A 25670-nucleotide genomic window follows, 5' to 3' on the forward strand; every position below is an offset into this window, starting at 1 on the left:
ACAACGTACGAGGCTCATGAGCCGGCCGGCGTCCTGGTGGTCAAGGACCTCCCGGCCTTGTCGGCACTGGTCACCGACCCAGGAGCGGAGATCCCGGTGCGCGGCCGGCACCTGTCCACCACTGTCCGTCATGTGGACAGCGGTTCTTGGCCGCTCCGATACGTCTGCTTTACTGATCTCATGACCACGACGAGCTGCCGCACCCTTGCGACCGAGGCGACCATGACGCCCGGTGCTCGTTGTATGTGTCGAATGCGCGCCTTCTAGAGGGCCCCTGCACCACCCCTGAGCCTCGCGCCCCGAAGCGAGCTGCCGCGGCATGTCCGTACGCCATGAATCCCGTACGTGACCGAGCTGCCCGCGCATGACTTTCCCTTCCGTACCAGGGCACACCCACGCCCGCGTACTCGACAGTGACGGAAACCCAGTGATCACGACTTCAGGCCTGACGAAAATATATGGGGCCGACCGCTCGCGCGGCCGTGAGGTCACCGCCCTGGACGGCGTCGACCTGCACGTCCGCGAGGGCGAGGTGTACGGCGTCATCGGCCAGTCCGGCGCCGGCAAGTCCTCGCTCATCCGCTGCGTCAACCTGCTGGAACGGCCCACCGCCGGGACGGTGACCGTCGCCGGTCAGGACCTCACCGCCCTGGCGGGGCGCGGCCCCCGCGCCGGCCGGGAGCTGCGCCAGGCCCGCAGCCGTATCGGCATGGTCTTCCAGCACTTCAACCTGCTGTCCTCGCGGACGGTCCAGGACAACGTCGAGCTGCCGCTCGAGATCCTCGGCAAGTCCGGCAAGGAGCGCTCCCGCAAGGCACTCGAGCTGCTGGACCTGGTGGGCCTTGCGGACAAGGCCAAGGCCTACCCCGCCCAGCTCTCAGGCGGCCAGAAGCAGCGCGTCGGCATCGCCCGCGCCCTGGCCGGCGACCCCAAGGTCCTGCTGTCCGACGAGGCGACCAGCGCCCTCGACCCGGAGACCACCCGCTCCATCCTTCAGCTGCTGCGCGACCTGAACCGGCAGCTGGGTCTGACCGTCCTGCTCATCACCCACGAGATGGACGTCGTGAAGTCGATCTGCGACTCGGCGGCGCTGATGGAGAAGGGGCGCATCGTCGAGTCCGGGACGGTGAGCGAACTGCTCGCGACGCCGGGCTCCGAGCTGGCCTCCGCTCTCTTCCCGGTGGCCGGCGAGGCCACCGACGCCGACCGCACCGTCGTCGACGTGACCTTCCAGGGCGAGGCCGCCACCCAGCCCGTCATCTCGCAGCTCTCGCGCACCTACAACATCGACATCTCGATCCTGGGCGCCGCCATCGACACCGTCGGCGGACTCCAGGTCGGCCGGATGCGCCTCGAACTGCCCGGCCGCTACGAGGACAACGTCGTGCCGATCGGCTTCCTGCGCGAACAGGGCCTGCAGATCGACGTGTTGGGCCAGGAGCCCGTACTGCTGACGGAAGGCGCCGAGCTGTGACCTGGTCCGAAATGCAGCCCCTGCTGTCCCAGGCGTGTTGGGACACCCTCTACATGGTCGGCTGGTCCACGCTGATCGCCGTCGTCGGCGGGCTTCCGCTCGGCATCCTGCTCGTCCTCACGGACCGGGGCGGACTGCTGCAGAACGTCTTCGCCAACAAGGTCATCGGGCAGATCGTGAACGTCGCCCGCTCGATGCCGTTCATCATCCTCATGGTCGCCCTGATGACCTTCACCCGCTGGATCACCGGCACGACCATCGGCCGCGAGGCCGCCATCGTGCCGCTCGCCATCGGGGCGATCCCGTTCTTCGCGCGCCTTGTCGAGACGGCTGTCCGCGAAGTGGACGGCGGGCTCGTCGAGGCGGTGCAGTCGATGGGCGGCAACACCTGGACCGTCGTGCGCAAGGTCCTCGTACCCGAGTCGCTGCCCTCGCTGATCTCCAGCACCACCACCACGATCGTCGCCCTCATCGGCTACTCCGCGATGGCCGGCACGGTCGGCGCCGGCGGCCTCGGCGACATCGCCATCCGCTACGGCTACCAGCGCTTCGAGACCGAGCTCATGTGGATCACCGTGGCGATCCTGGCCGTCGTCATCTCGGTCATCCAGTTCGCCGGCGACTACGCGGCCCGCTCCCTGCACCGGCGCGGCGGGCACTCCGGCGCGGCGCCCAGGCTCCGCCTGCTCAAGCCCGAGGAGCCTGCGACGGCCGACGTCGGCAAGGTCGCGTAACCCCCTCACAGACTCCCCGCACCACCAATCGCGGGGTCGCTGCACCCATCAGGAAAGGCACTTTTCGTGCGTAACACCGCAAAGCTCACCACTGCCGTCCTCGCCGCCGGAGCCCTCACCTTCGGGCTCACCGCCTGCGGCTCGGGCTCGGACTCCGCCTCGAGCTCCTCCGACTACAGCGGACCGCTGGTCGTCGCCGCGAGCCCGACCCCGCACGCCGAGATCCTCGACTTCGTCAAGAAGAACCTGGCGAAGAAGGCCGGACTCGACCTGGAGGTCAAGGAGTTCCAGGACTACATCGTGCCGAACACTGCGACCGAAGACGGCTCGGTGGACGCCAACTACTTCCAGAACCAGCCGTACCTCGACGACTTCAACAAGAAGCGCGGCACCCACATCGTGCCCGTCGTCACGGTGCACCTGGAGCCGCTCGGCCTCTACTCCCACAAGGTCAAGAAGGCCGACGCCCTCAAGAGCGGTGCGACGATCGCCGTCCCGAACGACGCCGTGAACGAGGCCCGCGCCCTGAAGCTGCTCGCGGCCAACGGGCTCATCACGCTCAAGGACGGCGTGGGCAACGAAGCGACCCCGCAGGACATCACCAAGAACCCCAAGGGCCTCAAGTTCAAGGAGGTCGAGGCTGCCCAGACCGCGCGCTCCCTGGACGACGTGGACGCCGCGGTCGTCAACGGCAACTACGCCATCTCCGCCGGCATCAAGCCCGCCAAGGAGGCCCTCGTCCTGGAGTCCGCGAAGAACAGCCCGTACGGCAACTTCCTGGCGGTGAAGAAGGGCAACGAGAAGGACCCGCGCGTGAAGAAGCTCGCCAAGCTCCTCACCTCGCCCGAGGTGAAGAAGTTCATCGAGGACAAGTACCAGGGATCGGTCATTCCGTCCTTCTGAGCCTTCGGCCGACTGCGCGTATACGGCGTATCGCCACGCACGGGGTCCACTTGCTCACCGCGAGTGGACCCCGTCGTGCAGTTCAGTGCCTCGATGCTGCATGCTGGGCAGTTCAGCAGGCCCTGAAGTTTTCCGAAGGTTACGGAGCGGCGCATGACTAGCACCTTCCCCAACATCTCCATCAGCACGGAGCGGTTGGTGCTGCGGCCCTTCGACGAGGACGACGTGAGCGCGCTGGCCGAGATGATGAACGACGAGCAGATCACCGCCTGGACCTCCGTGCCGCAGCCCTACACCGAGGCCGACGCCCGCAACTGGATCACCCAACTCGCCCCTGCCGAACGTGCCGAGGGCCGCGGCATCGTCTTCGCCGTCACCGAGTTCCTCACCCAGCGCCTCGTCGGCATCGTGCACTTGCAGAACACGGACTGGCGTGTCCGCTCCAGTGAGATCGCCTACGTCGTCGCCCCCTGGGCCCGCGGTGAGGGCTACGCCTCCGAGGCGGCCCTCGCCACCGCGCAGTGGCTCTTCCACGACCGGAAGTTCGAACGCCTGGAACTGCGCACCGCTGCCGACAACACCGCCTCCCAGCAGGTGGCCCAGAAGATCGGCTGCATCAGCGAGGGCGTCCTGCGCAACGCCTGGATAGCGCGCACCCGGGGCGGGGACGGGGAATGGACCGACGTCCGCACCGACGTCATCGTCTGGAGCCTGCTGCCGGAGGACCTGGCCGGGGTCAGCGAGCAACTGGCCGACACCGGCGGTTTCACGACCTTCACCGACTGGAACTGAACCCTGGGGGCTCGAGGGCCAAAACCTGACACCAGGTACCCTCACGGAGCCCGACCTGCGCAAAACCCCTGGAGACCGACGACGATGGCCGACCGTGTCACGGTGATCGGCTGGGACGGCTCGCCCCTGACCGCCGCGGCCCGCTCCGCCCTGGGCGCCGCCACGCTGGTGGCCGGTGCCGCCCACCACCTGGCGCTGCCCGAAGTGCCGCCCACCGCCGAGCGCATCCGCCTCGGCAGCGTCGCCCTCGCAGCCCGCCGCATCGCGGGCCACCGCGGCACCGCGGTCGTGCTGGCCGACGGCGACCCCGGATTCTTCGGCGTCGTACGAACGCTGCGCGCACCCGAGTTCGGCCTCGAGGTCGAGGTCGTCCCCGCCGTCTCCTCCGTGGCCGCGGCCTTCGCTCGCGCGGGTATGCCCTGGGACGACGCCCAGGTGGTCGTCGCACACCGCCGCACCCTGCGACGCGCAGTGAATGTGTGCCGCGCCCACACCAAAGTCGCCGTCCTCACCTCACCCGGCGCAGGCCCCGCCGAACTCGGCCTCCTCCTGGAAGGCGTCCACCGCACCTTCGTCATCTGCGAGGAACTGGGCACCGAACGCGAACAGGTCACCGTCGTCACCTCCGACAAGGCCCCCGACCACACCTGGCGCGACCCGAACGTCGTCATCGTCATCGGCGGACCCGCCGGCCCCGGTGTCCCCGGCGAGGGCGGCGGCTGGCTGTCCGGGCGCGACCCGGGAGCCGGGCCGCGCGGCTGGACACAGCCCGGCGAGGCCTACGACGGCCCGCTGGGCGAGGGCGAGACGGATCTGCTCCGCGCCGCCCAACTCGCCCGGCTGGGACCGCGCGTGGGGGACCTCGTGTGGGACATCGGCTGCGGCAGCGGAGCCTTCGCCACCGAAGCCGCCCGCGCCGGAGCCGCCGTCATCGCCGTCGATCGTGAGCTGGAGGCCTGCGCCCGCACGGACGCTGCCGCCCGGCAATTCGGCGTCCAGTTGCAGATCGTGCAGGGAACTGCCCCGCACGTCCTGGAGAACCTCCCCGAGCCGGACGTCGTCCGCGTCGGCGGCGGGGGAGCGGCCGTGGTCTCCGCGGTCGCGGACCGCCGCCCGCAGCGCATCGTCACCCACGCCGCAACCCGCGACGCGGCCGAACTCGTCGGCCGGGACCTGACCGAGCACGGCTATCAGGTGGAGTGCGCTCTGATCCAGTCCGTCGAACTCGACACCAGGGCCTGGACGGAGACGGAGCGGAGTGTCGCGTTCCTGCTCAGCGGCATGCTCCGGGGGCGCGCATCGTGACCCAGGCGCCGTCCCAGTGATCCTGGTTTCTGCCGTCCCGGTGATCCTGTAGTCGTACCGCTCGCGGTAGGCTGGCCGACCGTTGTACCGCACCGGGTGACCCGGCACTTCGTTCGTCAATGTCCGGAAAACACGCCCCTTTTGGGGTGGGTGTGGTACGGCAGAACCGGAGGACGCGCAACGTGGCGCAGTCCACAGCGGGTCGTCACGGATCAACCTGTCGTGACGAAGGAACGGCCTGGACAATGCCACTGAATGGCTTTGTCGCCTTTTAGGGACGGGTCGTTCGTGCCGCTGGGCAGGCACGCTCGTTCTTCACTGCGGGGGCGGTCGGTGCGCCGTTCCCGGTGGGCTGGACGTAAGAAGCACTAACCGATGGGCGAGGGGTACGCATGACCGACACCGGCCAGGTCCCGGGCGAGGGACTGCCGGAGAGCGCAGGCATGGTGGAACAGCCGGGCGTCCACGCGCACGGTGCGTACACCTACCTCTCCGAGACCACCGCCGAGGACGAAGACCTGTTGCTGCTGCCGGGGGCCCAGAGCCCGTGGGGCAACGAGGTCGCCCCGCCCGCGCCGGAGCCGGTCGTCGAGACCGTGCACGAGCCGGGCCCGCACGAGACGGCGGGCCGCGACAGCGGCTCGGTCGACCTCGGCGGCGTCCGCCTTCCCAACCCGACGCCCGCGGCGACGCCGGTGGCGCCGCGCCGCCCGCTGCACCTCGGCCCGCCGATCCCCGACGCGTCGGCAAGCCCGGTCCGCTCCCTCGCCGACCGCGGCCCCGCGGGCGCACCGGTACGCCAGCCCGGCACGCCGGCCACCGGCCCCGAGTACTTCGACGCCCCCCAGCTCCACGAGACGCCCCCGCAGGGCGCGGCCCCTTGGGGCGCCCAGGCGCAGCCCGCGGTGCAGGTACAGGTACCGGTGAGCGCCGAGGCACCGGCTGCGGAAACGGTTGTTCCGGCAACCGAGCCGAGCGTCGAGCCGGTGGCCGCGGCCCAGGCCGTCATGGCCCGCATCGCAACGGAGGCCGCTCCGGCGGCGCAGGACACCGGCCTCGCTCACGGCGCGCAGGCGGCGCAGAACGGTGCCTTCGACGTGGCTTACGGCCCGGAGGGCGGGCAGGTTCCGGTGGGGGTGTCCGCCGTGGAGGGCGGGCAGGTCGCCGGGGCTGGGACCGCCGCAGGTGGGCCCGTGGCCGCGGGTGGACCTGTTGAGGTGGACGGGCACGTCGCTCCGGTCGGGTTCCCCGCCGCGGGCAGTGGGCACGGGGCTCCGGGGCAGTTCGTCGCGGACAGTGGGCAGGTGGCTCCGGTGGGGGCTGCTGCGGACGGTGGGCCCATTGTTCCGGCCGGAGCCGGTGAAGACGTACAGCAGGGCGCAGTTCCCCCGGTTGCTTCGGACGCCGGGCAGGACGAACCAGTCGGTTCTGCACCGGAGGCCGGGCTGACGCCCGGCGCCGGAGTCGCCCCCGAAGGCGGACAGACCGATGCGGCCGTGGCCGGTTTGCAGGCCGTACCGGCCCCTGGGGTTGAGCCTGTGCCCGAGGCGGTGCCGGCTCCTGGAGTGGCGCCTGCGCAGGCGGCCGTCCACGTTCCGGAGGCGGCCCACACGCCGGAAGGGGCACCGACCGTTGAGAGCGCGCCGGTCGCCGAGGGCTTTGCGCCCGAGGCTGCGCCGGTCGCCGAGGGGCCTGCGACCGAGGGCGCGCCGATCGTGGAGGCCGTTGCGTCAGAGGGCGCGCCGGTCGCCGAGACGGCTGCGCCCGGCAGCGGACAGGCCGCCGCGCCTGTGGCGCCCGAAGCTGCGCAGGTCACGGAGGCGGTGGCGCCCGAGAGCGAGCAGTTGTCGGAGGCAGTCGCGGCAGGGACCGGACAGTTCCCCGAGGCAGTCGCCCCCGAGACCGGGCAGCTCCCCGAGACGATCGCACCTGAGACCGGGCAGCTCCCCGAGGTGGCCGCACTCAATACCGAACAGGCACCTGAGGCAATCGCACTCCAGGCTGCACAGGCACCCGAGGCAGTTGTGCCGGATGCCGGCCAGGCTGCTCACGCCGCCGACCTGGATGCGGCCCAGCCCGTCGTCCTTGAGCCCGCCCAGGCTGTCGCCGTCGAGCCTGTTCAAACCGCCGAGACGCCCGCGCACGCGCCCGGAACCGCGGAGGCCGTTGCAGCCGCTCCCTTCCCGGCAGCCCCGGACGCGGCACATCCCGCGCACCCCGCTGCACTGGCCGGAGACGCAACCGTCGGCCCTGAGCCCTCACCCCACCTGGTGGACGCAGGGCAGGATCTCCAGGACCAGAGCAGTCACCCCGTCCAAAGCGCGCCGGACGCACCGACGCCCACCGCGGACGCGGAAGCGCAGCCCGAGGCCGCTGTCATCGCAGACCCGGCCGCTCCCGCCGCGTCTCCCGCCCTGGACGCCGCCCGACCGGCCGATGCAGGTTCCCCGACGGACCAGGCGCACCCCGCCGAGCCCCTCGCACCCGAGCCGGCCGCAGCCTCCCCCGAGGCCCCGCCCGTATTCCCGACCGAAGCGGCGGCCGGCGACCCGGCCCATTCCGCCCCCGGCACGGACACCCCCCAGCCGCTCGCCGCGGACCTCGCGGAACACCAACCGGACGCGCCCGTGGGCCAGTTCGTCCTCGTCGAGGGCTCCGTGCCGACCACCCCGCACCTCGCCCCGACCCCGCCGCACGCACTCACCCTCCCCCCGGAGGAAGACCAGGCGCAGGCGCCGGAGCCGATCGTCAAGGTCCCCGCCCCCCGGGAGGCCGACACCGAACTCGTACAGCACGCGGAGGACCTGGACACCAGGGCCGCCGACCAGGAAGACCCGGAAGAAGAGAGCACGGCGGCCGTGGAAGAAGTACGACAGTCCACCGGCCCGGCCGCGCCCGCCTACGACGAGGCCGAGCGCGAGGCCGTCATGAAGGTCATGCGCGAGCGCCGCGACATCCGCAACGGCTTCCGCAGCGACCCCATCCCGCACGAGGTGCTGCTCCGCGTCCTGGAGGCCGCGCACACGGCCCCGTCCGTCGGCCACTCCCAGCCCTGGGACTTCGTCGTCATCCGCTCCGCCGACACCCGGCGCAGCATGCACGAACTGGCCATGCGCCAGCGCGACGCCTACGCCAAGTCCCTGCCCAAGGGCCGGGCGAAGCAGTTCAAGGAACTGAAGATCGAGGCCATCCTCGACACCCCGGTGAACATCGTCGTCACCGCCGACCCGACCCGCGGCGGCCGCCACACCTTGGGCCGCCACACGCAGCCGCAAATGGCCCCGTACTCCGCGGCGCTCGCCGTCGAGAACCTCTGGCTCGCGGCTCGTGCCGAGGGCCTCGGCGTCGGCTGGGTCAGTTTCTTCGACGAGCGCGAGATGGTCCGCGCGCTGGGGCTGCCCGAGCACCTGGAGGTCATCGCCTACCTGTGCGTCGGGTACGTCGACGAGTTCCCGGACGAGCCCGAGCTGATGCAGGCCGGCTGGTCCAAGCGCCGCCCGCTGTCGTGGGTCGTGCACGAGGAGACGTACGGCCGCCGCGCCCTGCCCGGCGAGGAGCCGCACGACCTGCTCGCCGAGACCGTCGCGCAGATCCGCCCGCTGGACGCCAAGGCGCTGGGCGAGGCCTGGGAGCGGCAGAAGCGGATGACGAAGCCGGCGGGCGCGCTCGGCATGCTGGAGATCATCTCCGCGCAGCTGTCCGGGCTTTCGCGCCAGTGCCCGCCGCCGATCCCCGAGCCCGCGGCCGTCGCGATCTTCGCGGGCGACCACGGCGTGCACGCGCAGGGGGTCACCCCCTGGCCGCAGGAGGTGACGGCCCAGATGGTGGCCAACTTCCTCGGCGGCGGCGCGGTCTGCAACGCCTTCGCCAGCCAGGTGGGCGCCGAGGTGTGTGTCGTGGACGTCGGTGTCGCGGCCGACCTCCCCGCCACCCCCGGCCTCCTGCCCCGCAAGGTCCGCGCGGGCACCTCAGACATGACCACCGGCCCCGCGATGACCCGCGAGGAGGCCAAGCAGGCCATCGAGGTCGGCATCGAGACCGCCCGCGACCTGGTGGCGGCCGGCAACAAGGCCCTGCTGACCGGCGAGATGGGCATCGCCAACACCACGGCGTCCGCGGCCCTGATCTCGGTCTTCACGGGCACCGACCCGGCCGAGGTGACCGGCCGCGGCACCGGTATCAACGACGAGACCCTGGCCCGCAAGACCGAGGTCGTCCGCCGCGCGATCGAGGTCCACCAGCCGGACCCCGCCGACCCCATCGGCGTACTCGCCGCGATCGGCGGCTTCGAGCACGCGGCGCTGGTCGGCCTCCTGCTGGGCGGCGCCTCCCTCCGCACCCCGGTGATCCTGGACGGCGTCAGCGCCGGCGCCGCCGCCCTGGTCGCCCGCGCCATCGCCCCCGAGGTCCTCGCCGCCTGCATCGCCGGCCACCGCAGCGCCGAGCCCGGCCACGTGGCCGCCCTCAACAGACTCGGCCTGCGCCCCCTGGTCGACCTCGATCTCCGCCTCGGCGAGGGCACGGGCGCCCTCCTGGCGCTGCCGCTGGTCCAGAGCACGGCCCGGGCGATGCACGAGGTGGCGACGTTCGACTCGGCGGGGGTAACTGAGAAGTAGGGCACAGAGCGGTGCCCGGCACGGCGGCTCTGCCGTCCCGGGCACCGCCGGTGCCCGGGACGGCGCGGTGATCGGCGGTCACTTGTTGCTGTGCCGCGGTTGTGGGCAGGCGTTCCGCACGGCGGAGCGGGTGGGCACAACCGCCCACGGTCCGCACCCGGCAACGCTGCTCAGCCACCGGACACCCAAGCCACCAAATCCCCAGCCCCTTAAAATCTGCACGTCAGGGCCACCGCCACGCCCCCGGAGGAGCCGCACCCTCATGGCCGAAAACCCCGCCTACCCCGTAGGCCTCCGCCTCACCGGCCGCAAAGTGGTCGTCCTCGGCGGCGGCCAGGTCGCCCAGCGCCGCCTCCCGGCCCTCATCGCAGCAGGCGCGGACATCCTCCTCGTATCCCCCGAGGCGACCCCCTCCGTCGAAGCCATGGCCGACGCGGGCGAGATCACCTGGCAGCAGCGCCCGTACGCCGAAGGCGACCTCGAAGACGCCTGGTACGCCCTGATCGCCACCGGCGACACGGAAGCGAACACCCGGGCCTCCGCCGAAGCCGAGCGCCATCGCGTCTGGTGCGTCCGCTCCGACGACGCCGACGCCGCCACGGCCTGGACCCCGGCGACCGGCCACAGCGAGGGCGTCACGGTCGCCGTCCTCACCACCGAGGCCCGCGGCCGCGACCCCCGCCACACCGCCGCCATCCGCGACGCGGTCGTCGAGGGCCTGCGCGACGGCACCCTGGTGGCGCCGCACCACCGCACCCGCACGCCCGGCGTCGCCCTCGTCGGCGGCGGCCCCGGCGACCCGGACCTCATCACCGTCCGCGGCCGCCGCCTCCTCGCCGAGGCCGACGTCGTCATCGCCGACCGCCTCGGCCCGCGCGACCTCCTCGCCGAACTCCCGCCGCACGTCGAGGTGATCGACGCCGCGAAGATCCCGTACGGCCGCTTCATGGCCCAGGAGGCCATCAACAACGCCCTGATCGAGCACGCCAAACAGGGCAAGTCGGTCGTACGGCTGAAGGGGGGCGACCCCTACGTCTTCGGCCGGGGCATGGAGGAGCTGAACGCCCTCGCCGAGGCCGGCATCCCCTGCACCGTCGTCCCCGGCATCTCCAGCTCGATCTCGGTCCCGGGCGCGGCCGGCATCCCCGTCACCCACCGCGGTGTCGCCCACGAGTTCACGGTGGTCAGCGGCCATGTCGCCCCCGACGACGAGCGCTCCCTGGTCGACTGGCCGTCCCTGGCCAGGCTCACCGGCACGCTCGTGATCCTCATGGGCGTCGACAAGATCGGGAAGATCGCCGAGACGCTTGTCGCGCACGGCAAGCCGGCCGACACCCCCGTCGCCCTGGTCCAGGAGGGCACCACGGCCGCCCAGCGCCGCGTCGACGCGACCCTGGCGACGGTCGCCGAGACAGTGCGTACGCAGGAGGTCAAGCCGCCTGCGGTCATCGTCATCGGCGAGGTCGTGGGCGTGGGTCCGCACCCTTCTTAGTAACCGCGGGTAACACAACCCGCTCCAAGCCGTTGGCACCGCACCCAGGACAAGGCAGTATCACCCTGTGGCCGATCTCATCACCGTTGAGGACCCCGACGACCCGCGCCTGCGCGACTACACGGGCCTGACCGACGTCGAGTTGCGCCGCAAGCGCGAACCGGCGGAGGGCCTGTTCATCGCCGAGGGCGAGAAGGTCATCCGCCGGGCGAAGGACGCCGGGTACGAGATGCGCTCGATGCTGCTGTCCGCCAAGTGGGTCGACGTCATGCGCGACGTCATCGACGAACTCCCGGCACCGGTGTACGCGGTCAGCCCGGACCTCGCCGAACAGGTCACCGGCTACCACGTGCACCGCGGCGCGCTCGCCTCCATGCAGCGCAAGCCGCTGCCCACGGCGGCCGACCTCCTCCAGACCACCCGCCGGGTCGTCGTCATGGAGTCGGTCAACGACCACACCAACATCGGCGCGATCTTCCGCTCGGCGGCCGCCCTGGGCATGGACGCGGTCCTGCTCTCCCCGGACTGCGCGGACCCCCTGTACCGCCGCAGCGTCAAGGTCTCGATGGGCGCGGTCTTCTCCGTCCCCTACGCCCGCCTCGACACCTGGCCCAAGGGCCTGGAATCGGTCCGCGAGGCCGGCTTCACGCTCCTCGCGCTCACCCCCGACGAGAAGGCCAGGTCCCTCGACGAGGCCGCCCCGCACAAGATGGACCGCGTGGCCCTGATGCTCGGCGCCGAGGGCGACGGCCTGTCCACCCAGGCCCTGGTCGCCGCGGACGAATGGGTCCGCATCCCCATGTCCCACGGCGTCGACTCCCTCAACGTGGGCGCGGCAGCCGCGGTCGCCTTCTACGCGGTGGCCACGGGCCGCCCGCAGGTCTAGCACCTTGACCCAGCGCGAGGCGATCGTCGCGGTCCTGCGCCGGAACGGCCGAGTACTGGCGATCCGCCGGGGCCCCAGCGTCTCCCGCCCCGGCTACTGGCAGCCCCTCAGCGGCAAGGTCGAACCGGGGGAGACCCAGGAGCAGGCCCTGGTCCGCGAGGTCCACGAGGAGGTCGGCCTCACCGTCTCCCCGGGCGCCAAGGTCTGGGAGTCGGAGACCGACGACGGCGTCTTCCGCCTGCACTGGTGGACGGCGGACGCGACCACCGACGAGGTCGTCCCCGACCCCGTCGAGGTCGCCGAGACCCGCTGGGTCACCCCGGAGGAGTTCCTGGCACTCACCCCGGTCTTCGACGGCGACCGGGAGTTCTTCGAACGCATCCTGCCGGGCCTGTGACCCGTCAGTTCACCTCGGCGCGCCCCGGCTCCACGTGCTGTTGCTGCTGCGGTACGACGTCGTCGCCACCGCCCAGCCCCCGCGCCGGCCCCTGGCACCCCTGAGCCGCGGCGATACCGAGCGCCACCAGCAGCGTCACGACGACGAACACGAACAGCCGCTGCCGCAGCAGCCGCGGATTGGCCGGCCGCCGCCCGGTCCCCGTGGGTCTGGGCGCCGGACGACCGGTACCGCTGCGCGGCGCGGGCCGGCTTCCGGTTCCCGAGCGGGTCGTGTTCCGCGATCCCGGCGCGGGCCGGGACCCCGGGCGCGGGGCCGGGGGGCCACCACGAGAAGCGTTGCCGCTCCGCGACGGAGCAGCCCCGCCACGCACCGGAGGGACCCCACGCGCCCCTGCGGAAGCACCCCGCGACGGCGGAGCCCCCTGCGGGCCCGGCGGACGACGGTGTTCGCGCTGCGGCTCCGGATAGGTGTCGGCGAGCCGCCCGGTGGGCCGGTCCGCCTCCCCGGAACGCGGCGCGGGCGGACGGGGGTCGGCGAGACCCTGCGCCTCGCGGGCGGCGATCTCCTTGAGCCGCAGCGACAGTTGGAGCGTGCTGGGCCGCTCCTGAGGGTCCTTCGCGAGACAGGCGCGGACGAGCGGAGCCAGCGCGTCCGGAACGCCGTGCAGCTGCGCCTCCTCATGCACCACGCGGTACAGCATCACCTCGGAACTGCCGTGCCCGAAGGGGGAGTCGCCCATCGACGCGTACGCCAGGGTCGCCCCGAGCGAGAACACGTCCGTGGCCGGGGTGACGGCGGCACCGCGCACCTGCTCGGGCGCAAGAAAGCCGGGGGAGCCGACAGCCGTACCGACATGCGTCAGAGTGGACGCCCCGGTCGCCCAGGCGATACCGAAGTCGATGATCCGCGGCCCCTTCGGGGACAGCAGGATGTTGGACGGCTTGAGATCACGGTGTACGACGCCCGCCTCGTGCACCGCGACGAGCCCCTCCGACAGGGCGGCTCCCACAGCCGCGACGTCGGCCGCACCCAGCGGCCCCCCGTCGGCGACCTTGTCGTGCAGCGAGGGCCCGGGCACGTACTGAGTGGCGAACCAGGGCCGTTCGGCGTCGAGATCGGCAGCGACGAGCCGAGCCGTGCACCCGCCCCTGATCCGGCGCGCGGCGGAGACTTCCCGCGCGAACCGCGACCGGAACTCCTGGTCCTCCGCCAGATCCGGCCGGATGACCTTCAGCGCGACCCGCTGCCCCTTCTTGTCGGAGCCCAGGTACACGACGCCCATCCCACCCGCGCCGAGCCGTCTGTGAAGCCTGAACGAGCCGACGACGCGCGGGTCCTCGCGCCTCAGGCGCATCATCGCCATGTTCATCCCCGCTGCCCGGTCCGTGTGACGTGGCACAGCTTACGTTTCCACGGCCGCCCGCGCGCAGAGGCCGCGCCCTCTCGCCCAGATCGATTGTCAGTGCCGGATGCGAGACTTGAAGGGTGGTCAGGGAGCCCGTGAGCAGGCGGACTTCATCCCGCCTGTGACCCCAACCACCCACCGAAGAAGGGGGATTGAACACGTGAAGGGTGATCGCGTCGAAATAGTCGTGGACGCCGGCGACACGACACGGACGTACGAGGTGGTGGCAAGCAGAGCGGGCCGCCGGGTGGAGACGGCGGTACGCCGAGGTGTCGTGGAAGTGAGCGAAGTCACCCGCAGCGGCTCCGTGGTCCGCACGGCCCGCTTCATGGCGAACCGGGTGCTGGCCCTGGTCGAGCAGCCGATCCCCAGGGAGGACAGCTCGGAAAAGGCAGGGCACACCGGGCGCCCCTTCCGGGAAGACCCTGAGACCTAGGACCTCGTCTCCACCCAGGGGAGTACTCCCCAGCTCACGGCTCATCCTCGGGGAGGCCCGGCAATCGGTACGAGGGCATGACGTGCGGCGAGCGCCGGACGCCTAGATTTGAGGTCAAGCGGCGGGTGCAGCACTCGTCCCCCGAGGTCAGACACCCGCCGCTGCCAACGACAACTGAGAACGGTCAGGAGAGGGACCATGGCCCTAACGGCACCGCGGACACTGATCCGCACCCAGGAGCGCACCGCACTCCGCCGCCGCACGGGCCGCCGCCACCCCCTGGTGGCGACGCTCATGGTCCTCCCCCTGGCGGCCCTGCTCTTCTTCGTCTTCGACGGCTGGGAGACAGTGGCCACACAGGCGTCGTCCGTGGGCGTGATGCTGGGGCGCTGAGCGGCGACCCCAGGCCCGGAAGAGCGGTCCGGGCGGGGACATCCACCCATGAAACCCCGTGGGGACGGGGGTGCGGCGGACGGCAAAAATGCCGGCGCAGCTGGGGAGCTGCGCCGGCATTGCTTTTCCCCAACCCCACCCGCGAGGGCGCACACAGTGTTTGAGACCGACGTGCCGACTGCGACACCGATCAGGCCTTCCAGCCCGTCCAGCGTTCGAGCCCGCCGCCGTCCCGATCCCTCCACCCACCCCTGGGGGCGCACCCTCTATCCGCCGGCCAGGTATTTCCAGCCCGACCGGCGTTCGAGCCCGCCGTCGCCATCCCGATCCCCCACCCACCCGTTGGGGGCCCACCCTCTATGCGCCGGTCAGGCACTTCAGCCCGTCCGGCGTTTGAGGACGAGGCCGCCGTCCCGATCCCCCACCCACCCGTTGGGGGCCCACCCTCTATGCGCCGGTGAGGCGCTTCAGCCCGTCCGGCGTTTGAGGACGAGGCCGTTCAGGCCGACCGGGGGCCCCTGGCGGGGGCCCCTGGCGGGGGCCCCTGGCGGGGGCCCCTGGCGGGGGCCCCTGGCGGGGGCCCCTGGCGGGGGCCCCTGGCGGGGCCCCCTGGCGGGGCCCCCTGGCGGGGCCCCCTGGCGGGGCCGAAGGGGCGGAGCCCCTGGTACGGGACGGGTAGGGGCGGCGGGGGCGAGAACAGCCCCCGCCCCGCAGCGACGCCGAGTACCCATGGGCACCCCACCGCCACCGCCGTACCCTCGCGAGAGACCCGCACCGCCCAGGGAGCCCCGTGACCCCCACCCCCTTCCTCTCCGAGCTGACCGCCCGAGCCAAGGCCAGGGCCCACGCCCGCACCACCACCTGCCCCTGCGGCGCAGCCACCCTCGCCGACCGCCCCGACGCCACCGTCGTCCGCCACGCCGACACGGTCGCCAAGGCCCACGCCCCGAACACCCCCCGCACCGACCTCACCCCCCGCCTCACCGCCGCCACCCACCTCCCCGGCATCCTCCTGCCCCCACTCGCCCCGACCCCCGTCGACCTGCACGGCCGCCTCGTCACGTTCTGGCCCTACGGCACCCCCGTCGACCCGGACACCCCCGACGTCGCCCCCTGGGAGCCCGCAGCCACACTCCTCGCCCGCCTCCACCGAACCCCTGCCCCAACCCCCCTACCGCCCATGCGAGGCCCCGCCAAGGCCGCCCGGGCCGTCGCCCGACTGACGGCAACAGCTGCCGACCACCCCGCCACCCCACCCGTACTGCAGGCCTGGACCACCCTCCCCGCCTGGGCCCGAGCCGAGGCCCCCATGCCGGACACCACCACCCTGTGCCACGGCGACCTCCACCTCGGCCAGCTCGTCCGCCACCCCGCCCCCGACGGCCCCTGGCTGCTCATCGACGTCGACGACCTCGGCATCGGCGTCCCCGCCTGGGACCTGGCACGCCCGGCGGCCTGGTACGCCTGCGGACTCCTCCCGCCCGATGAGTGGACCCGCTTCCTGACCGCCTACCGCACGGCCGGTGGCCCGGCCGTCCCCGCAGACGGCGACCCCTGGCCCGCCCTGGACGTCCCGGCCCGCACCCTCACGGTGCAGACGGCCGCCCGCGCGATAGCCAAGGCCACAGCGGAGAACCGCCCCCTGGACGAGATCGAGATGTCCCTGATCGATGCATGTGTCCGAATGGCGTCCCTCCCGCGGGAGTTGACCCCGGGATTCGCGAAGTAGGGTGCAACCGACCGCACCCTGACAGAGTCTGTCCTGGCGAAACGCGAAGCAGGACCGACCGGCGAGGAGTTGAGCCGACCATGCAGTGTCCGAAGTGCCATGCGCCGATGCACACGTACAACCGCAACGGTGTCCAGATCGAGCAGTGCAGCGGCTGCCGCGGGATCTTTCTCGACTACGGCGAGCTGGAGTCGCTGACCCGCCTGGAGTCCCAGTGGTCCCAGCCCGCGCCGCCGCCCCCGCCCGCCCCGCAGGCGTACCCGGCCCCGCCCGCGCCCGCCTGGGGCGCCCAGCACGGCGGGCACGGAGGCCATTACGGCGGCCACCACGGCGGTCACCAGCGCCACAAGAGCTTCGGCCACATGCTGTTCTCCAGCTGACGGCTGACGGCTGACGGCTGCGGCCGACACCGACCGGCACACGAAGAAGCCCCCGACCGTACGAGACGGCCGGGGGCTTCGGCTGGTGCGCGATACTGGGATTGAACCAGTGACCTCTTCCGTGTCAGGGAAGCGCTCTCCCGCTGAGCTAATCGCGCAGGTGAACCTGCATGTGGTACGTACTGCGTGCGCGATACTGGGATTGAACCAGTGACCTCTTCCGTGTCAGGGAAGCGCTCTCCCGCTGAGCTAATCGCGCGGGGATCCGAAGATCCAGTGGACGATACTGGGATTGAACCAGTGACCTCTTCCGTGTCAGGGAAGCGCTCTCCCGCTGAGCTAATCGTCCTTGGAGGTGGAGACGGGATTTGAACCCGTGTAGACGGCTTTGCAGGCCGTTGCCTCGCCTCTCGGCCACTCCACCAGGAGTGCAGGGGCTCGGGAAGATCCCCTGTTTCCATCGAGCGGACGACGAGGCTCGAACTCGCGACCTCAACCTTGGCAAGGTTGCGCTCTACCAACTGAGCTACGTCCGCTTGTCGTTTCGGTCCGCTCCCGCGTCCCGGCGACGAACTGAACTCTAGCGGATTCCGGGGCCAGCACAAAAACGCGTTTGCGCAGCGTGCTGCGCTGCGCCTGCTCGCGGACGTGGTCAGGGCCCCCGAAGGGACATGGCCGGGCCACCTTCACGACACCCGCCCTAGACTCGACTGCGTGCTCGACCTCCCTCCTCTCGCCCGCTTCGGTGACCGCGTCGCCACCGGACTCCTCGACGTCACCAGCGATCCCGCGGCCCTCGACTCCACCGGTTTCTGGGCCGTCGTGGCCGACTTCGAGGGTCGGCTGACCTGCGCCCGCTTCAGGGATGTACGAGTGGAGCCCGTGCCCGCGCCGGTGCCGGGGGAGTGGCGGGGACCGGCGGCCGGTGACTGGACGTCCTCGCTCGACCGCGGTGCGTACACGGCGGGCGTGCGCCGGATCCGCGAGTACATCGCGGCCGGCGAGGTGTACCAGGCGAACCTCTGCCGGGTGCTGACCGCACCGGTGGCGCCCGGCGCCGACGTGGACGCCCTGACCGCCCTGCTGGCCCGCGGCAACCCGGCGCCGTACGCAGGAACGATCCGTCTGCCGGATCACGGAGTCGAGATAGCCACGGCCTCGCCCGAGCTCTTCCTGCGGCGCGGCGGCCGCGTCGTCGAGTCCGGGCCGATCAAGGGCACCGGGCGCACCGAGGCGGACCTGCTGGAGAAGGACTACGCCGAGAACGTGATGATCGTGGATCTGGTCCGCAACGACATCGGGCGTGTCTGCGCCACCGGCAGCGTGAGCGTCCCCGATCTGTGCGCCGTCGAGAAGCACCCGGGGCTCGTCCATCTCGTGTCGACGGTCCGCGGCGAGCTGCGCGCGGGCGCCGGCTGGCCCGAGCTGCTCGACGCCGCCTTCCCGCCCGGATCGGTCACCGGTGCGCCCAAGTCCAGCGCCCTGCGGATCATCGACGAGCTGGAGACGGCGCCCCGAGGCCCGTACTGCGGCGGCATCGGCTGGGTCGACGCCGATCGCGCAGCCGGCGAGCTGGCCGTCGGTATCCGTACCTTCTGGATCGACCGCGCGGAAGGTGTGCTGCGCTTCGGGACGGGCGCAGGCATCACCTGGGGCTCCGACCCCGAGGCGGAGTGGCGGGAGACCGAACTGAAGGCGGCCCGACTGCTCGCGGTAGCGTCGGGGACGTACGAGGTGAGTGGAGAGGGACTACAGACGTGAAGATCTGGCTCGACGGCGGGCTGCAGGACATCGAGTCCGCCCGCGTCTCCGTCTTCGACCACGGGCTGACCGTGGGCGACGGCATCTTCGAGACGGTGAAGGCGACGGACGGGAAGCCGTTCGCGCTGACCCGGCACCTCGACCGGCTGACCCGCTCCGCGCGCGGCCTCGGCCTGCCCGACCCCGACCACGACGAGGTCCGCCGCGCCTGCGCAGCCGTCCTCGAGGCCAACCCGATGCCGCTCGGCCGGCTGCGCATCACCTATACCGGCGGCCACGGACCCCTCGGCTCCGATCGTGGCGAGCACGGCCCGACCCTCGTCGTCGCCCTGGGCGGGACCACCCGCCGCCCCGACTCCACGGCCGTCATCACGGTCCCGTGGACCCGCAACGAGCGCGGCGCCCTCACCGGCCTGAAGACGACCTCGTACGCCGAGAACGTCGTCGCCCTCGCCCGCGCCCACCAACACGGCGCGTCGGAAGCCCTGTTCGCGAACACCGTCGGGCAACTCTGCGAGGGCACCGGCTCGAACGTCTTCGTCGTCCTCGACGGCGAGATCCACACCCCGCCCGTCGCCTCCGGCTGCCTCGCCGGCATCACGCGCGCGTTGGCGGTCGAGTGGACCGGCGCCAGGGAGACCGACCTGCCGCTCGACGTCCTGGAGCGTGCGGACGAGGTCTTCCTCACCTCCACCCTGCGCGACGTCCAGGCCGTGCACCGCGTCGACGACCGCGAACTGCCCGGCGCACCGGGCCCGGTGACCGCCAAGGCCATGCGGATCTTCGACGAGCGGTCCGGGCACGATCTGGATCCGTAAGAGCACCGGAAATCCGGCTGACGGAGACGGCCACCACGGGTAGAACACACCTGATGACCACGACCCTGCGGCCGACCGAGCCGCTTCAGCACAACGGTGATGGCACGCGTTCACGCCGCTTCCAGGTGTGCGTGAACAGCCGGCCCGTCGGCGTCCTCCACCTCGGCACCTCGCCGGGCTTCGGCGACAGGGTGGCCCGCATCGTCGACCTGCGGATCGAGGAGCCGGACCGTCGCCGCGGCCGGGGCACGGTGGCCGCACTGGCCGCGGAGGAGGTGGCGCGCGGCTGGGGATGCCGGCAGATCGAGGTGGGTGTGCCCGCCGACGCGGGGCCGGCGCTGCGGCTCGTGGAGGCGCTCGGCTACGTCCTGCGCAACCGCGGCATGGAGAAGCCGCTCGGCGACACCCCGCCCGCTCTGCCGGAAGGCAGCCGGGGCCGGCCCATGACCGAGGCCGACTACGAGGCGTGGTTCGCGTACGAGTCCGAGCACTATGCGCGCGTGTGGATCGAGCGGGGCGTGCCCGAGACCGAGGCGTACGAGAGGTCCCGGCGCGACCACGACAGGCTCCTGCCGCACGGGCTCGGCACACAGGACATGCAGTTCAGCGTCCTCGAACACGAGGGGACGCGCGTCGGCACCCTCTGGGTGGCGCTGCTGGAGGAGCAGGCCTACGTCTACGACGTCGCGGCCGACGAGGCCCACCGCGGCCGCGGACACGGCCGTACGCTCATGCTCCTGGCGGAGACCCAGGCGATCGACGCGGGCCGACGCGTCCTCGGCCTCAACGTGTTCGCCGGCAACTCTCCGGCCGAGCGGCTCTACGAGTCACTCGGCTACGAGACGACGCGGTACTCCCTGTACAAGACGCTGCTCTAGGGGGCGGTCAGGCGCTCTGCCCGGCCAGCAGCCGGTCCGCGATCTCCTCGATCCGCTCCCGCAGCCCCTCCTGGCTCTTGCTGCCGTCCAGGCGCTCCCCGCCGATGACGTACGTCGGAGTGCCGGTCACGCCGATCGCCTTGCCCTCGGCCTGGTCGGCGTCGACGATCAGGATGTGCCGGCCGTCGATCAGCGCGGTGTCGAACTCCTCGGCGTCCAGACCGAGTTCGCCGGCCACCTGGACCAGGAAGGGTTCTCCCTTACGGTCCAGCTCCTCGACCCGGCCGAGCACGGCCTCGACGTACTCCCAGCCCTTCCCCTGCTCCAGCGCCTCCTCGGCGGCCTGCGCGCCGGCGAAGGAGTGCTTGTGCTTCTCCAGCGGGAAGTGCCGCAGACGCAGTTCCAGCCGGTCGCCGTAGCGGGCGCGCAGGGCACGCAGATCGTCGAGGGCGCTACGGCAGTCGGGGCACTGGAGTTCGCACCAGACGTCGAGGACGGGCGCGGCGGGAGGCACGGGGGAGGAGTCGCTCATGCCGTCAGTCTCCCAGCTCGGGGCGCGGTCGACCCAATCGAACCCTGGCCCGCCGGCCGCGGTGACCTGCGCCCCGGACCCTGATCCACACCCGGGGGAGGGCCCGGGACCGGCACCTTCGGAGGAGCCGACCCGGAGATGTCCCTGATGTGCGCCCGGACCATGGCCCCGCGGGGTCCGGGCGGTGCAGGATGGAAGGGACGAAGTGCCCCTGCCCGACCGAGCCCTGCCTGGAGGACCGGATGATTGCCGAGACCGTCTGTTCCGCCGTGTCCGCGGCCGGCCTGGGCATCGCGGCGGTCACGGCGTACCGCAAGCGCTTCCTCGCGGCCGCCCGGATCGCCGCCTACTCACTCGTGCCCATCGGCCTGGTGATGACCGGCACCGTGCAGTGGCTGGCGGACACCGCCTTCAGTCCGACGGCATGGGCCGGCTTCGGCGTGCTCGGTGCCGCCTGGCTGCTGTTCTCCACCACGCGCGCGGTGGAGCGCCGCCGGGGCGGCACCCGCAAGGAGCGCAAGGCGGCCAGGGCCGCGGGGCAGCGCGAGGCGGTCGCCCCGGCGGCTTCGGCGCCCTCCCTCGGCCCGGGGGCCCGTCCGGCGGCCCCGCCCGCGAGCGCGCCCCGCACCGGGGCGGCGGACGACTTCAGCGACATCGAGGCCATCCTGAAGAAGCACGGCATATGACCCGCGCATGACGACTGAAACGACACAGTGGATCAAGGCTGTGTCGTGAAGCGATCACGACCGGAACCGGACTTCACGTAATCCGGCGAACTGCCGGTCATTGCGGGCGTGTTGATCGCACCGGACGTGCAGAGTGCGCCATCATCGCCGCGAGATGCTGGACACGAAACACGGCGATTCCGCGCCGCCGAAGGACGAGCCGCGCGGATGCCTCTTCGCCCTTTCCCAGCCACCGCTGATGATCTTCCTTGCGGTGATCGGGTGTCTGCTGCTCATGGCCTCGTTGCACGACCTGCTGATGCTGTGAGCCGTACCCGTGGTCCCCGGCGCCACCCGCCGGGGACCGCGTCGACACCACTGTCCGGCCCGGGCGTCAGCCCGCCGCCTCCTTGCGTCGTGCCCGGTACGCGGCCACGTGCAGGCGGTTTCCGCAGGTACGGCTGTCGCAGTACCTGCGCGAGCGGTTGCGGGAGAGGTCGACGAAGGCGCGCCGGCAGTCGGGGGCCTCACAGCGGCGCAGTCGCTCCTGCTCACCGGCCACCACGAAGAACGCCAGCGCCATCCCGCAGTCGGCCGCCAGATGGTCGGCGACGGAGGCACCGGGCGCGAAGTAGTGCACATGCCAGTCGTAGCCGTCGTGGTCCGTGAGCCGGGGAGTGGTGCCCGCGGCGGCGACCAGCTCGTTGATCACGCCGGAGGCGGTCCGGGCGTCGGGCGCCGCGAAGACCGAGGCGAACCGCCCGCGGATCCTGCGCACGGCCGAGAGGTCGAACTCCGAGAGTGCCCCCACATCGCTGATTTCGTGGTTTTGTACGAAATCCTCGAGAGCCGCGACGTCGGGCAGGCCGTCCGGCGTCGCGTTGTCCTCCGGCGCGGTGTTCACCAGATCCACCACAGTGTCGAGCGCGCACCGGGTGTCGTGGGTGATCAGCACGTTTCGCTCCCTGGCCTGTGGGTCGGGCGGACGCCCGCCTCATGCTGGCCGATGTTAGTGGCTTGCCGCCCGGCTGCGGGCGTTCGTGCCGCCCGGACGGTTTCCCTCTGCCCCGCCACACACACCGGCGCCGCCCCGCGACGGAATCGCGGTGACGGCGCTGATGCGTACCGTATGCAGTTGTCCTGGCCCGAGCCGTCTCCCCGAGTCGACGGCGCCGGGCGGCTTCGTGGTGCCTCGCCCTAGCTCTCCGCCAGGATGTGCGAGAGCTCCTGATCGAGATCGAAATGCCGGTGTTCCGTGCCGGGAGGCACAGCGGCGTCGGTTCGCTTCAGGAAGGACTCCAGCGCCCGCGCAGGGGCTTCCAGCAGGGCCTCGCCCTCCGGAGAGCTCAGGGCGATGCACACGACCCCCTGACCGTGACTGCGCGACGGCCAGACACGGACGTCGCCGGTGCCCGTGGGCCGGTGGAGGCCCTCCGCGAGAAGGTCGCGGGCGAACACCCACTCGACGGTCTCCTCTGCTCCGGTGTGGAAGGTGGCGTGCACGGCGTAGGGGTCGGCCGTGTCGTACCGCAGGCCTGCGGGGACAGGCAGGGAGGACTCGCTCGACACAACGAGGCGCAGGTGCAGCTCGCAGCTGACCGTGGTGTTCATAAGCGCCAGGGCCTTTCGCTCAGTGTGCGCTCGGGGATTCGCACGTCGGCGAAATCGACATGCCACCTACGGTGCCGTTGTAAACCCCTCTGAGTGTTTTGCGTGCCTTTACGTAACTCTTCCGGCCGATGGGTCGTTCGCGAGGTACGGCCATTCCGGTGACTGGTTTCCACTCGGTAAAGTAAGGTAAAGTTTGGCTGTATGAATACGGGGAGTGACCGGATCGAGGGAGTGCCGGGCGAGGCTGCCGTGGCATCGGACGGGGCGAAGGCGGACGGGGCGCAGGGCGACCAGGGGCTCGGCTCCAAGGCGCCGGCGTTCATCAAGAGGCGTCGCGCACTGCATCTGAGCTGGCAGGTCGGGGTTTTCGTCGTCGGGCTTGCGGTCGTGGCCGCCGGCATCGTGATGCTGCCGCTCCCCGGGCCCGGCTGGGTGGTGATCTTCGGTGGCATGGCCATCTGGGCGACCGAGTTCGTATGGGCCCAGCTGGTGCTCCGCTGGACGAAACGCAAGGTCACCGAGGCGGCCCAGCGGGCCCTCGATCCCAAGGTGCGGCGTCGCAACATCACGCTGACGGCGATCGGCCTGGTGATCGTGGGGGTCCTGGTCGGCATCTACCTCTGGAAGTTCGGCGTCGTGATGCCCTGGAAGATCAAGGACCAGTGATCCGTGCGGGGGTCGCGGGTGCCGGTCGGTGCGCGTTCGCGCTGGTCACAGGCACCCCCTGACATGGGGTAATGTTCTTCCTGCGTCCGGGCGATTAGCTCAGTGGGAGAGCGCTTCGTTCACACCGAAGAGGTCACTGGTTCGAACCCAGTATCGCCCACCCGGATCGGCGGCCCGTCTGCAGGAGCAGACGGGCCGCCGTCGTATGAGCTCCTTCGGGCGGCCCGGGCTCCGGCGAGTTTCGGCCGAGCAACGTCCGTGTGCGGACGGCCAGTTGATGTTCGGTCCGTCGACCGCGCGCGTCTCACCTGCGATATCGCCGCTCGGGCGGTGGATTCTGCCCCTGAGGCGCCGTCAACTCGCCCGGGTGCCCCACAAGAAATTCCTGTCCGAATCATTGACGCACCCCGAGGCCCTCCGTAACTTGTGCCAGCAAGCGCTTACTTGAAACGATTCATGCAGGTGGCAGCGATGCCGGGGAGGGGCCCGACTGTGGGAACCAGCAGGAATGTTGAGAGGCGTACGATCCTCAAGGCTGCCGGGGCATCGGCGGCCGCGCTGGGGCTGGCCGCGACGACGGGGTGTGGGGGCGACAGCGGGACGTCGGCCGACGGGACTGTGACGCTCCGTTATGCATGGTGGGGTGGCGAGCCGCGCACCATCGCCATCAAGAAGACGATCGCGCTCTTCGAGAAGAAGCACCCGAAGATCAAGGTGAAGCCTGAATTCACCGACTACGAGGCCTTCTGGGAGAAGTTCCAGACCCAGGCCTCCGGCGGGAATCCGCCGGACGTTTTCCAGAATGCGGTCGGTTTCCTGCGCAAGTACGACAAGCGCGGTGTCCTGATGGATCTCAAGACGCAGGCGGACGCCGGGAATCTGAGCCTGGAGAATTTCCGCAACGGCGTTCTGACGGCCGGTCAGGCCGACGGCAAGCAGCTCGGCGTGCCCGTGGGTGCCAACACCATGGCGCTCGTCATCGACCTCAAGGCCTTCAAGAAAGCCGGTGTGGAGGCGAAGTTCGGCTGGACCTGGGACGAGTATTTCGACGCGCTGCAGACGATCAAGGACAAACTGAAAATTGCCGGTGACACCGGCTACTTCACCATCATGTACCTCTATGACCTGTACCTGCGTCAGAACGGAAAGGCCTTCTTCACCGACTCCGATCTCGGCTTCACCCAGGACGATCTGACGCAGTGGTGGGCGGACGGCTACAAGCGTGTGAAGTCCGGACTGGTCGCCGACCCGAAGAAGATCGAGCAGGTCAAGCCGAAGTCCGGTCTCTCGGCGGGGCTCGCCGCATCCGAGTTCACCTGGGACAACTTCTCCATCCGCTACGAGGGCGAGGGCGAGTCGGACTACGGGCTCGCGCCGATCCCCACCACGGACGGCAAACACACCGGCCAGTACCTCGGCTCGCTGATGCTCAGTGCCTTCGCCGGGACCAAGCACCCGAAGGAGGCCGCCCAGTTCATCGACTTCATGGTCCACGACCCCGAGGTCGGCAAGATCATGGGCTACGACCGAGGCATCCTCGCCACCACCGAGCAGTACGACGCGTTCAAGCCCGCCGACGCCCAGAACAAGGGCGTCGCGGCCTACGAGGACGAGGTCGCCAAGGCGGGCGTGCTCGGAAAGATCACCCCGCATCCGTCCGGCGCCGACGTCATCGAGGCGGCGTTCCTGCGCATCGGCGGTGATGTCGCCCAGGGCAAGACCAAGCCGGCCGATGCCGCCAAGGCACTGTTCGGTGAGGCCAAGGCCGCGTTCGCGGGCTGAGGGGACGTACCA

24 protein-coding genes and 6 tRNA genes are annotated in these 25670 nt (G+C 71.2%); 21 read left to right on the forward strand and 9 right to left on the reverse strand.

Going from position 1 to position 25670, the window contains the following annotated elements; all coding sequences use genetic code 11:
* Positions 1 to 427 precede the first annotated feature (427 nt).
* The 9 genes from ACFY10_RS43420 (at position 428) to ACFY10_RS43460 (ending at position 12599) form a co-directional block, all read left to right on the forward strand.
* Positions 428 to 1474, forward strand: a complete 1047-nt coding sequence (locus tag ACFY10_RS43420; RefSeq protein ID WP_390670863.1) for a methionine ABC transporter ATP-binding protein — start codon at positions 428 to 430, stop codon at positions 1472 to 1474.
* Complete coding sequence (locus ACFY10_RS43425; protein ID WP_390670864.1) at positions 1471 to 2208, forward strand: methionine ABC transporter permease; 738 nt, start codon at positions 1471 to 1473, stop codon at positions 2206 to 2208. Before ACFY10_RS43420 ends, ACFY10_RS43425 begins: the two co-directional genes overlap by 4 nt.
* A 66-nt stretch (positions 2209 to 2274) precedes the next feature.
* Positions 2275 to 3111 (forward strand): MetQ/NlpA family ABC transporter substrate-binding protein, encoded by an 837-nt coding sequence (locus ACFY10_RS43430; protein ID WP_390670865.1) that lies wholly within the window; start codon positions 2275 to 2277, stop codon positions 3109 to 3111.
* Between the two features lie 153 nt (positions 3112 to 3264).
* Positions 3265 to 3903, forward strand: a complete 639-nt coding sequence (locus ACFY10_RS43435) for a GNAT family N-acetyltransferase (RefSeq protein WP_390670866.1) — start codon at positions 3265 to 3267, stop codon at positions 3901 to 3903.
* 84 nt (positions 3904 to 3987) lie between these two features.
* Positions 3988 to 5208 carry a precorrin-6y C5,15-methyltransferase (decarboxylating) subunit CbiE gene (gene cbiE / locus ACFY10_RS43440; protein ID WP_390670867.1) on the forward strand — a complete coding sequence of 407 codons (1221 nt, stop codon included), beginning with the start codon at positions 3988 to 3990 and terminating at the stop codon, positions 5206 to 5208.
* A gap of 392 nt (positions 5209 to 5600) precedes the next feature.
* Positions 5601 to 9824: a nicotinate-nucleotide--dimethylbenzimidazole phosphoribosyltransferase gene (gene cobT, locus ACFY10_RS43445; RefSeq protein WP_390670868.1), complete on the forward strand. Its 4224-nt coding sequence runs from the start codon at positions 5601 to 5603 to the stop codon at positions 9822 to 9824.
* Between the two features lie 262 nt (positions 9825 to 10086).
* Complete coding sequence (gene cobA, locus ACFY10_RS43450) at positions 10087 to 11316, forward strand: uroporphyrinogen-III C-methyltransferase (protein WP_390670869.1); 1230 nt, start codon at positions 10087 to 10089, stop codon at positions 11314 to 11316.
* Between the two features lie 67 nt (positions 11317 to 11383).
* Complete coding sequence (locus tag ACFY10_RS43455) at positions 11384 to 12202, forward strand: TrmH family RNA methyltransferase (protein ID WP_390670870.1); 819 nt, start codon at positions 11384 to 11386, stop codon at positions 12200 to 12202.
* Positions 12203 to 12206: 4 nt separating this feature from the next.
* Complete coding sequence (locus ACFY10_RS43460) at positions 12207 to 12599, forward strand: NUDIX domain-containing protein (RefSeq protein WP_390670871.1); 393 nt, start codon at positions 12207 to 12209, stop codon at positions 12597 to 12599.
* Positions 12600 to 12603: 4 nt separating this feature from the next.
* Here the strand turns inward: ACFY10_RS43460 and ACFY10_RS43465 are convergent, their stop codons facing one another.
* Entirely contained in the window at positions 12604 to 13971 is a 1368-nt protein-coding gene (locus ACFY10_RS43465; RefSeq protein ID WP_390670937.1) for a protein kinase, read from the reverse strand.
* Positions 13972 to 14167: 196 nt separating this feature from the next.
* Between ACFY10_RS43465 and ACFY10_RS43470 the strand changes: the two genes are divergently transcribed.
* The 4 genes from ACFY10_RS43470 to ACFY10_RS43485 all read left to right on the forward strand — a co-directional run bounded on the left by ACFY10_RS43470 (position 14168) and on the right by ACFY10_RS43485 (position 16945).
* The gene (locus tag ACFY10_RS43470; RefSeq protein WP_390670872.1) at positions 14168 to 14443 is read left to right on the forward strand and encodes a hypothetical protein; all 276 of its coding nucleotides are present in this window, start codon (positions 14168 to 14170) and stop codon (positions 14441 to 14443) included.
* A gap of 198 nt (positions 14444 to 14641) precedes the next feature.
* Positions 14642 to 14836 (forward strand): hypothetical protein, encoded by a 195-nt coding sequence (locus tag ACFY10_RS43475; RefSeq protein WP_351466481.1) that lies wholly within the window; start codon positions 14642 to 14644, stop codon positions 14834 to 14836.
* A 790-nt stretch (positions 14837 to 15626) separates the two neighbouring features.
* A complete protein-coding gene (locus ACFY10_RS43480; RefSeq protein ID WP_390670873.1) occupies positions 15627 to 16565 on the forward strand; it encodes a phosphotransferase family protein in 939 nt (312 codons plus the stop codon).
* Positions 16566 to 16645: 80 nt separating this feature from the next.
* Entirely contained in the window at positions 16646 to 16945 is a 300-nt protein-coding gene (locus tag ACFY10_RS43485; RefSeq protein WP_390670874.1) for a zf-TFIIB domain-containing protein, read from the forward strand.
* Positions 16946 to 17028: 83 nt separating this feature from the next.
* Here ACFY10_RS43485 and ACFY10_RS43490 read toward each other — a convergent pair.
* The 5 genes from ACFY10_RS43490 to ACFY10_RS43510 form a co-directional block, all read right to left on the reverse strand.
* Positions 17029 to 17103 (reverse strand) — tRNA-Val (locus tag ACFY10_RS43490).
* Positions 17104 to 17132: 29 nt separating this feature from the next.
* Positions 17133 to 17204 (reverse strand) — tRNA-Val (locus ACFY10_RS43495).
* Between the two features lie 18 nt (positions 17205 to 17222).
* Positions 17223 to 17294: transfer RNA gene (locus ACFY10_RS43500), tRNA-Val, on the reverse strand.
* Position 17295: 1 nt separating this feature from the next.
* Positions 17296 to 17369 (reverse strand) — tRNA-Cys (locus ACFY10_RS43505).
* Positions 17370 to 17408: 39 nt separating this feature from the next.
* Positions 17409 to 17481 (reverse strand) — tRNA-Gly (locus ACFY10_RS43510).
* A gap of 178 nt (positions 17482 to 17659) precedes the next feature.
* Here ACFY10_RS43510 and ACFY10_RS43515 point away from each other — a divergent pair.
* From ACFY10_RS43515 to ACFY10_RS43525, 3 genes are read left to right on the forward strand one after another with little or no spacing between them, the layout of a single operon-like run.
* Positions 17660 to 18706 carry a chorismate-binding protein gene (locus tag ACFY10_RS43515; protein ID WP_390670875.1) on the forward strand — a complete coding sequence of 349 codons (1047 nt, stop codon included), beginning with the start codon at positions 17660 to 17662 and terminating at the stop codon, positions 18704 to 18706.
* Positions 18703 to 19524, forward strand: a complete 822-nt coding sequence (locus tag ACFY10_RS43520) for an aminotransferase class IV (RefSeq protein ID WP_390670876.1) — start codon at positions 18703 to 18705, stop codon at positions 19522 to 19524. Before ACFY10_RS43515 ends, ACFY10_RS43520 begins: the two co-directional genes overlap by 4 nt.
* Positions 19525 to 19577: 53 nt before the next feature.
* A complete protein-coding gene (locus ACFY10_RS43525) occupies positions 19578 to 20402 on the forward strand; it encodes a GNAT family N-acetyltransferase (protein WP_390670878.1) in 825 nt (274 codons plus the stop codon).
* A 7-nt stretch (positions 20403 to 20409) separates the two neighbouring features.
* Here the strand turns inward: ACFY10_RS43525 and ACFY10_RS43530 are convergent, their stop codons facing one another.
* On the reverse strand, positions 20410 to 20934 hold the full coding sequence (locus tag ACFY10_RS43530) for a DsbA family protein (protein ID WP_390670879.1): 525 nt from the start codon (positions 20932 to 20934) through the stop codon (positions 20410 to 20412).
* Positions 20935 to 21176: 242 nt separating this feature from the next.
* Here ACFY10_RS43530 and ACFY10_RS43535 point away from each other — a divergent pair, with 242 nt between their 5' ends.
* Positions 21177 to 21620: a hypothetical protein gene (locus tag ACFY10_RS43535; protein ID WP_390670880.1), complete on the forward strand. Its 444-nt coding sequence runs from the start codon at positions 21177 to 21179 to the stop codon at positions 21618 to 21620.
* 154 nt (positions 21621 to 21774) lie between these two features.
* Positions 21775 to 21927: a hypothetical protein gene (locus tag ACFY10_RS43540; protein WP_390670881.1), complete on the forward strand. Its 153-nt coding sequence runs from the start codon at positions 21775 to 21777 to the stop codon at positions 21925 to 21927.
* 66 nt (positions 21928 to 21993) lie between these two features.
* Here the strand turns inward: ACFY10_RS43540 and ACFY10_RS43545 are convergent, their stop codons facing one another.
* Together ACFY10_RS43545 and ACFY10_RS43550 are read right to left on the reverse strand one after the other, a co-directional pair.
* Entirely contained in the window at positions 21994 to 22554 is a 561-nt protein-coding gene (locus ACFY10_RS43545) for a CGNR zinc finger domain-containing protein (protein ID WP_390670882.1), read from the reverse strand.
* A 242-nt stretch (positions 22555 to 22796) separates the two neighbouring features.
* The gene (locus ACFY10_RS43550; RefSeq protein WP_004002642.1) at positions 22797 to 23210 is read right to left on the reverse strand and encodes an SsgA family sporulation/cell division regulator; all 414 of its coding nucleotides are present in this window, start codon (positions 23208 to 23210) and stop codon (positions 22797 to 22799) included.
* Between the two features lie 201 nt (positions 23211 to 23411).
* On the opposite strand from ACFY10_RS43550, the gene ACFY10_RS43555 reads away from it, so the two are divergent.
* The 3 genes from ACFY10_RS43555 to ACFY10_RS43565 all read left to right on the forward strand — a co-directional run bounded on the left by ACFY10_RS43555 (position 23412) and on the right by ACFY10_RS43565 (position 25658).
* Positions 23412 to 23876 carry a TIGR02611 family protein gene (locus tag ACFY10_RS43555; protein WP_390670884.1) on the forward strand — a complete coding sequence of 155 codons (465 nt, stop codon included), beginning with the start codon at positions 23412 to 23414 and terminating at the stop codon, positions 23874 to 23876.
* An 88-nt stretch (positions 23877 to 23964) separates the two neighbouring features.
* Positions 23965 to 24036 (forward strand) — tRNA-Val (locus ACFY10_RS43560).
* Positions 24037 to 24368: 332 nt separating this feature from the next.
* Positions 24369 to 25658, forward strand: a complete 1290-nt coding sequence (locus ACFY10_RS43565) for an ABC transporter substrate-binding protein (RefSeq protein WP_390670885.1) — start codon at positions 24369 to 24371, stop codon at positions 25656 to 25658.
* Positions 25659 to 25670: the final 12 nt, after the last annotated feature.

Source organism: Streptomyces sp. NPDC001401 (genome assembly GCF_042895385.1).
Lineage (GTDB): Bacteria > Actinomycetota > Actinomycetes > Streptomycetales > Streptomycetaceae > Streptomyces.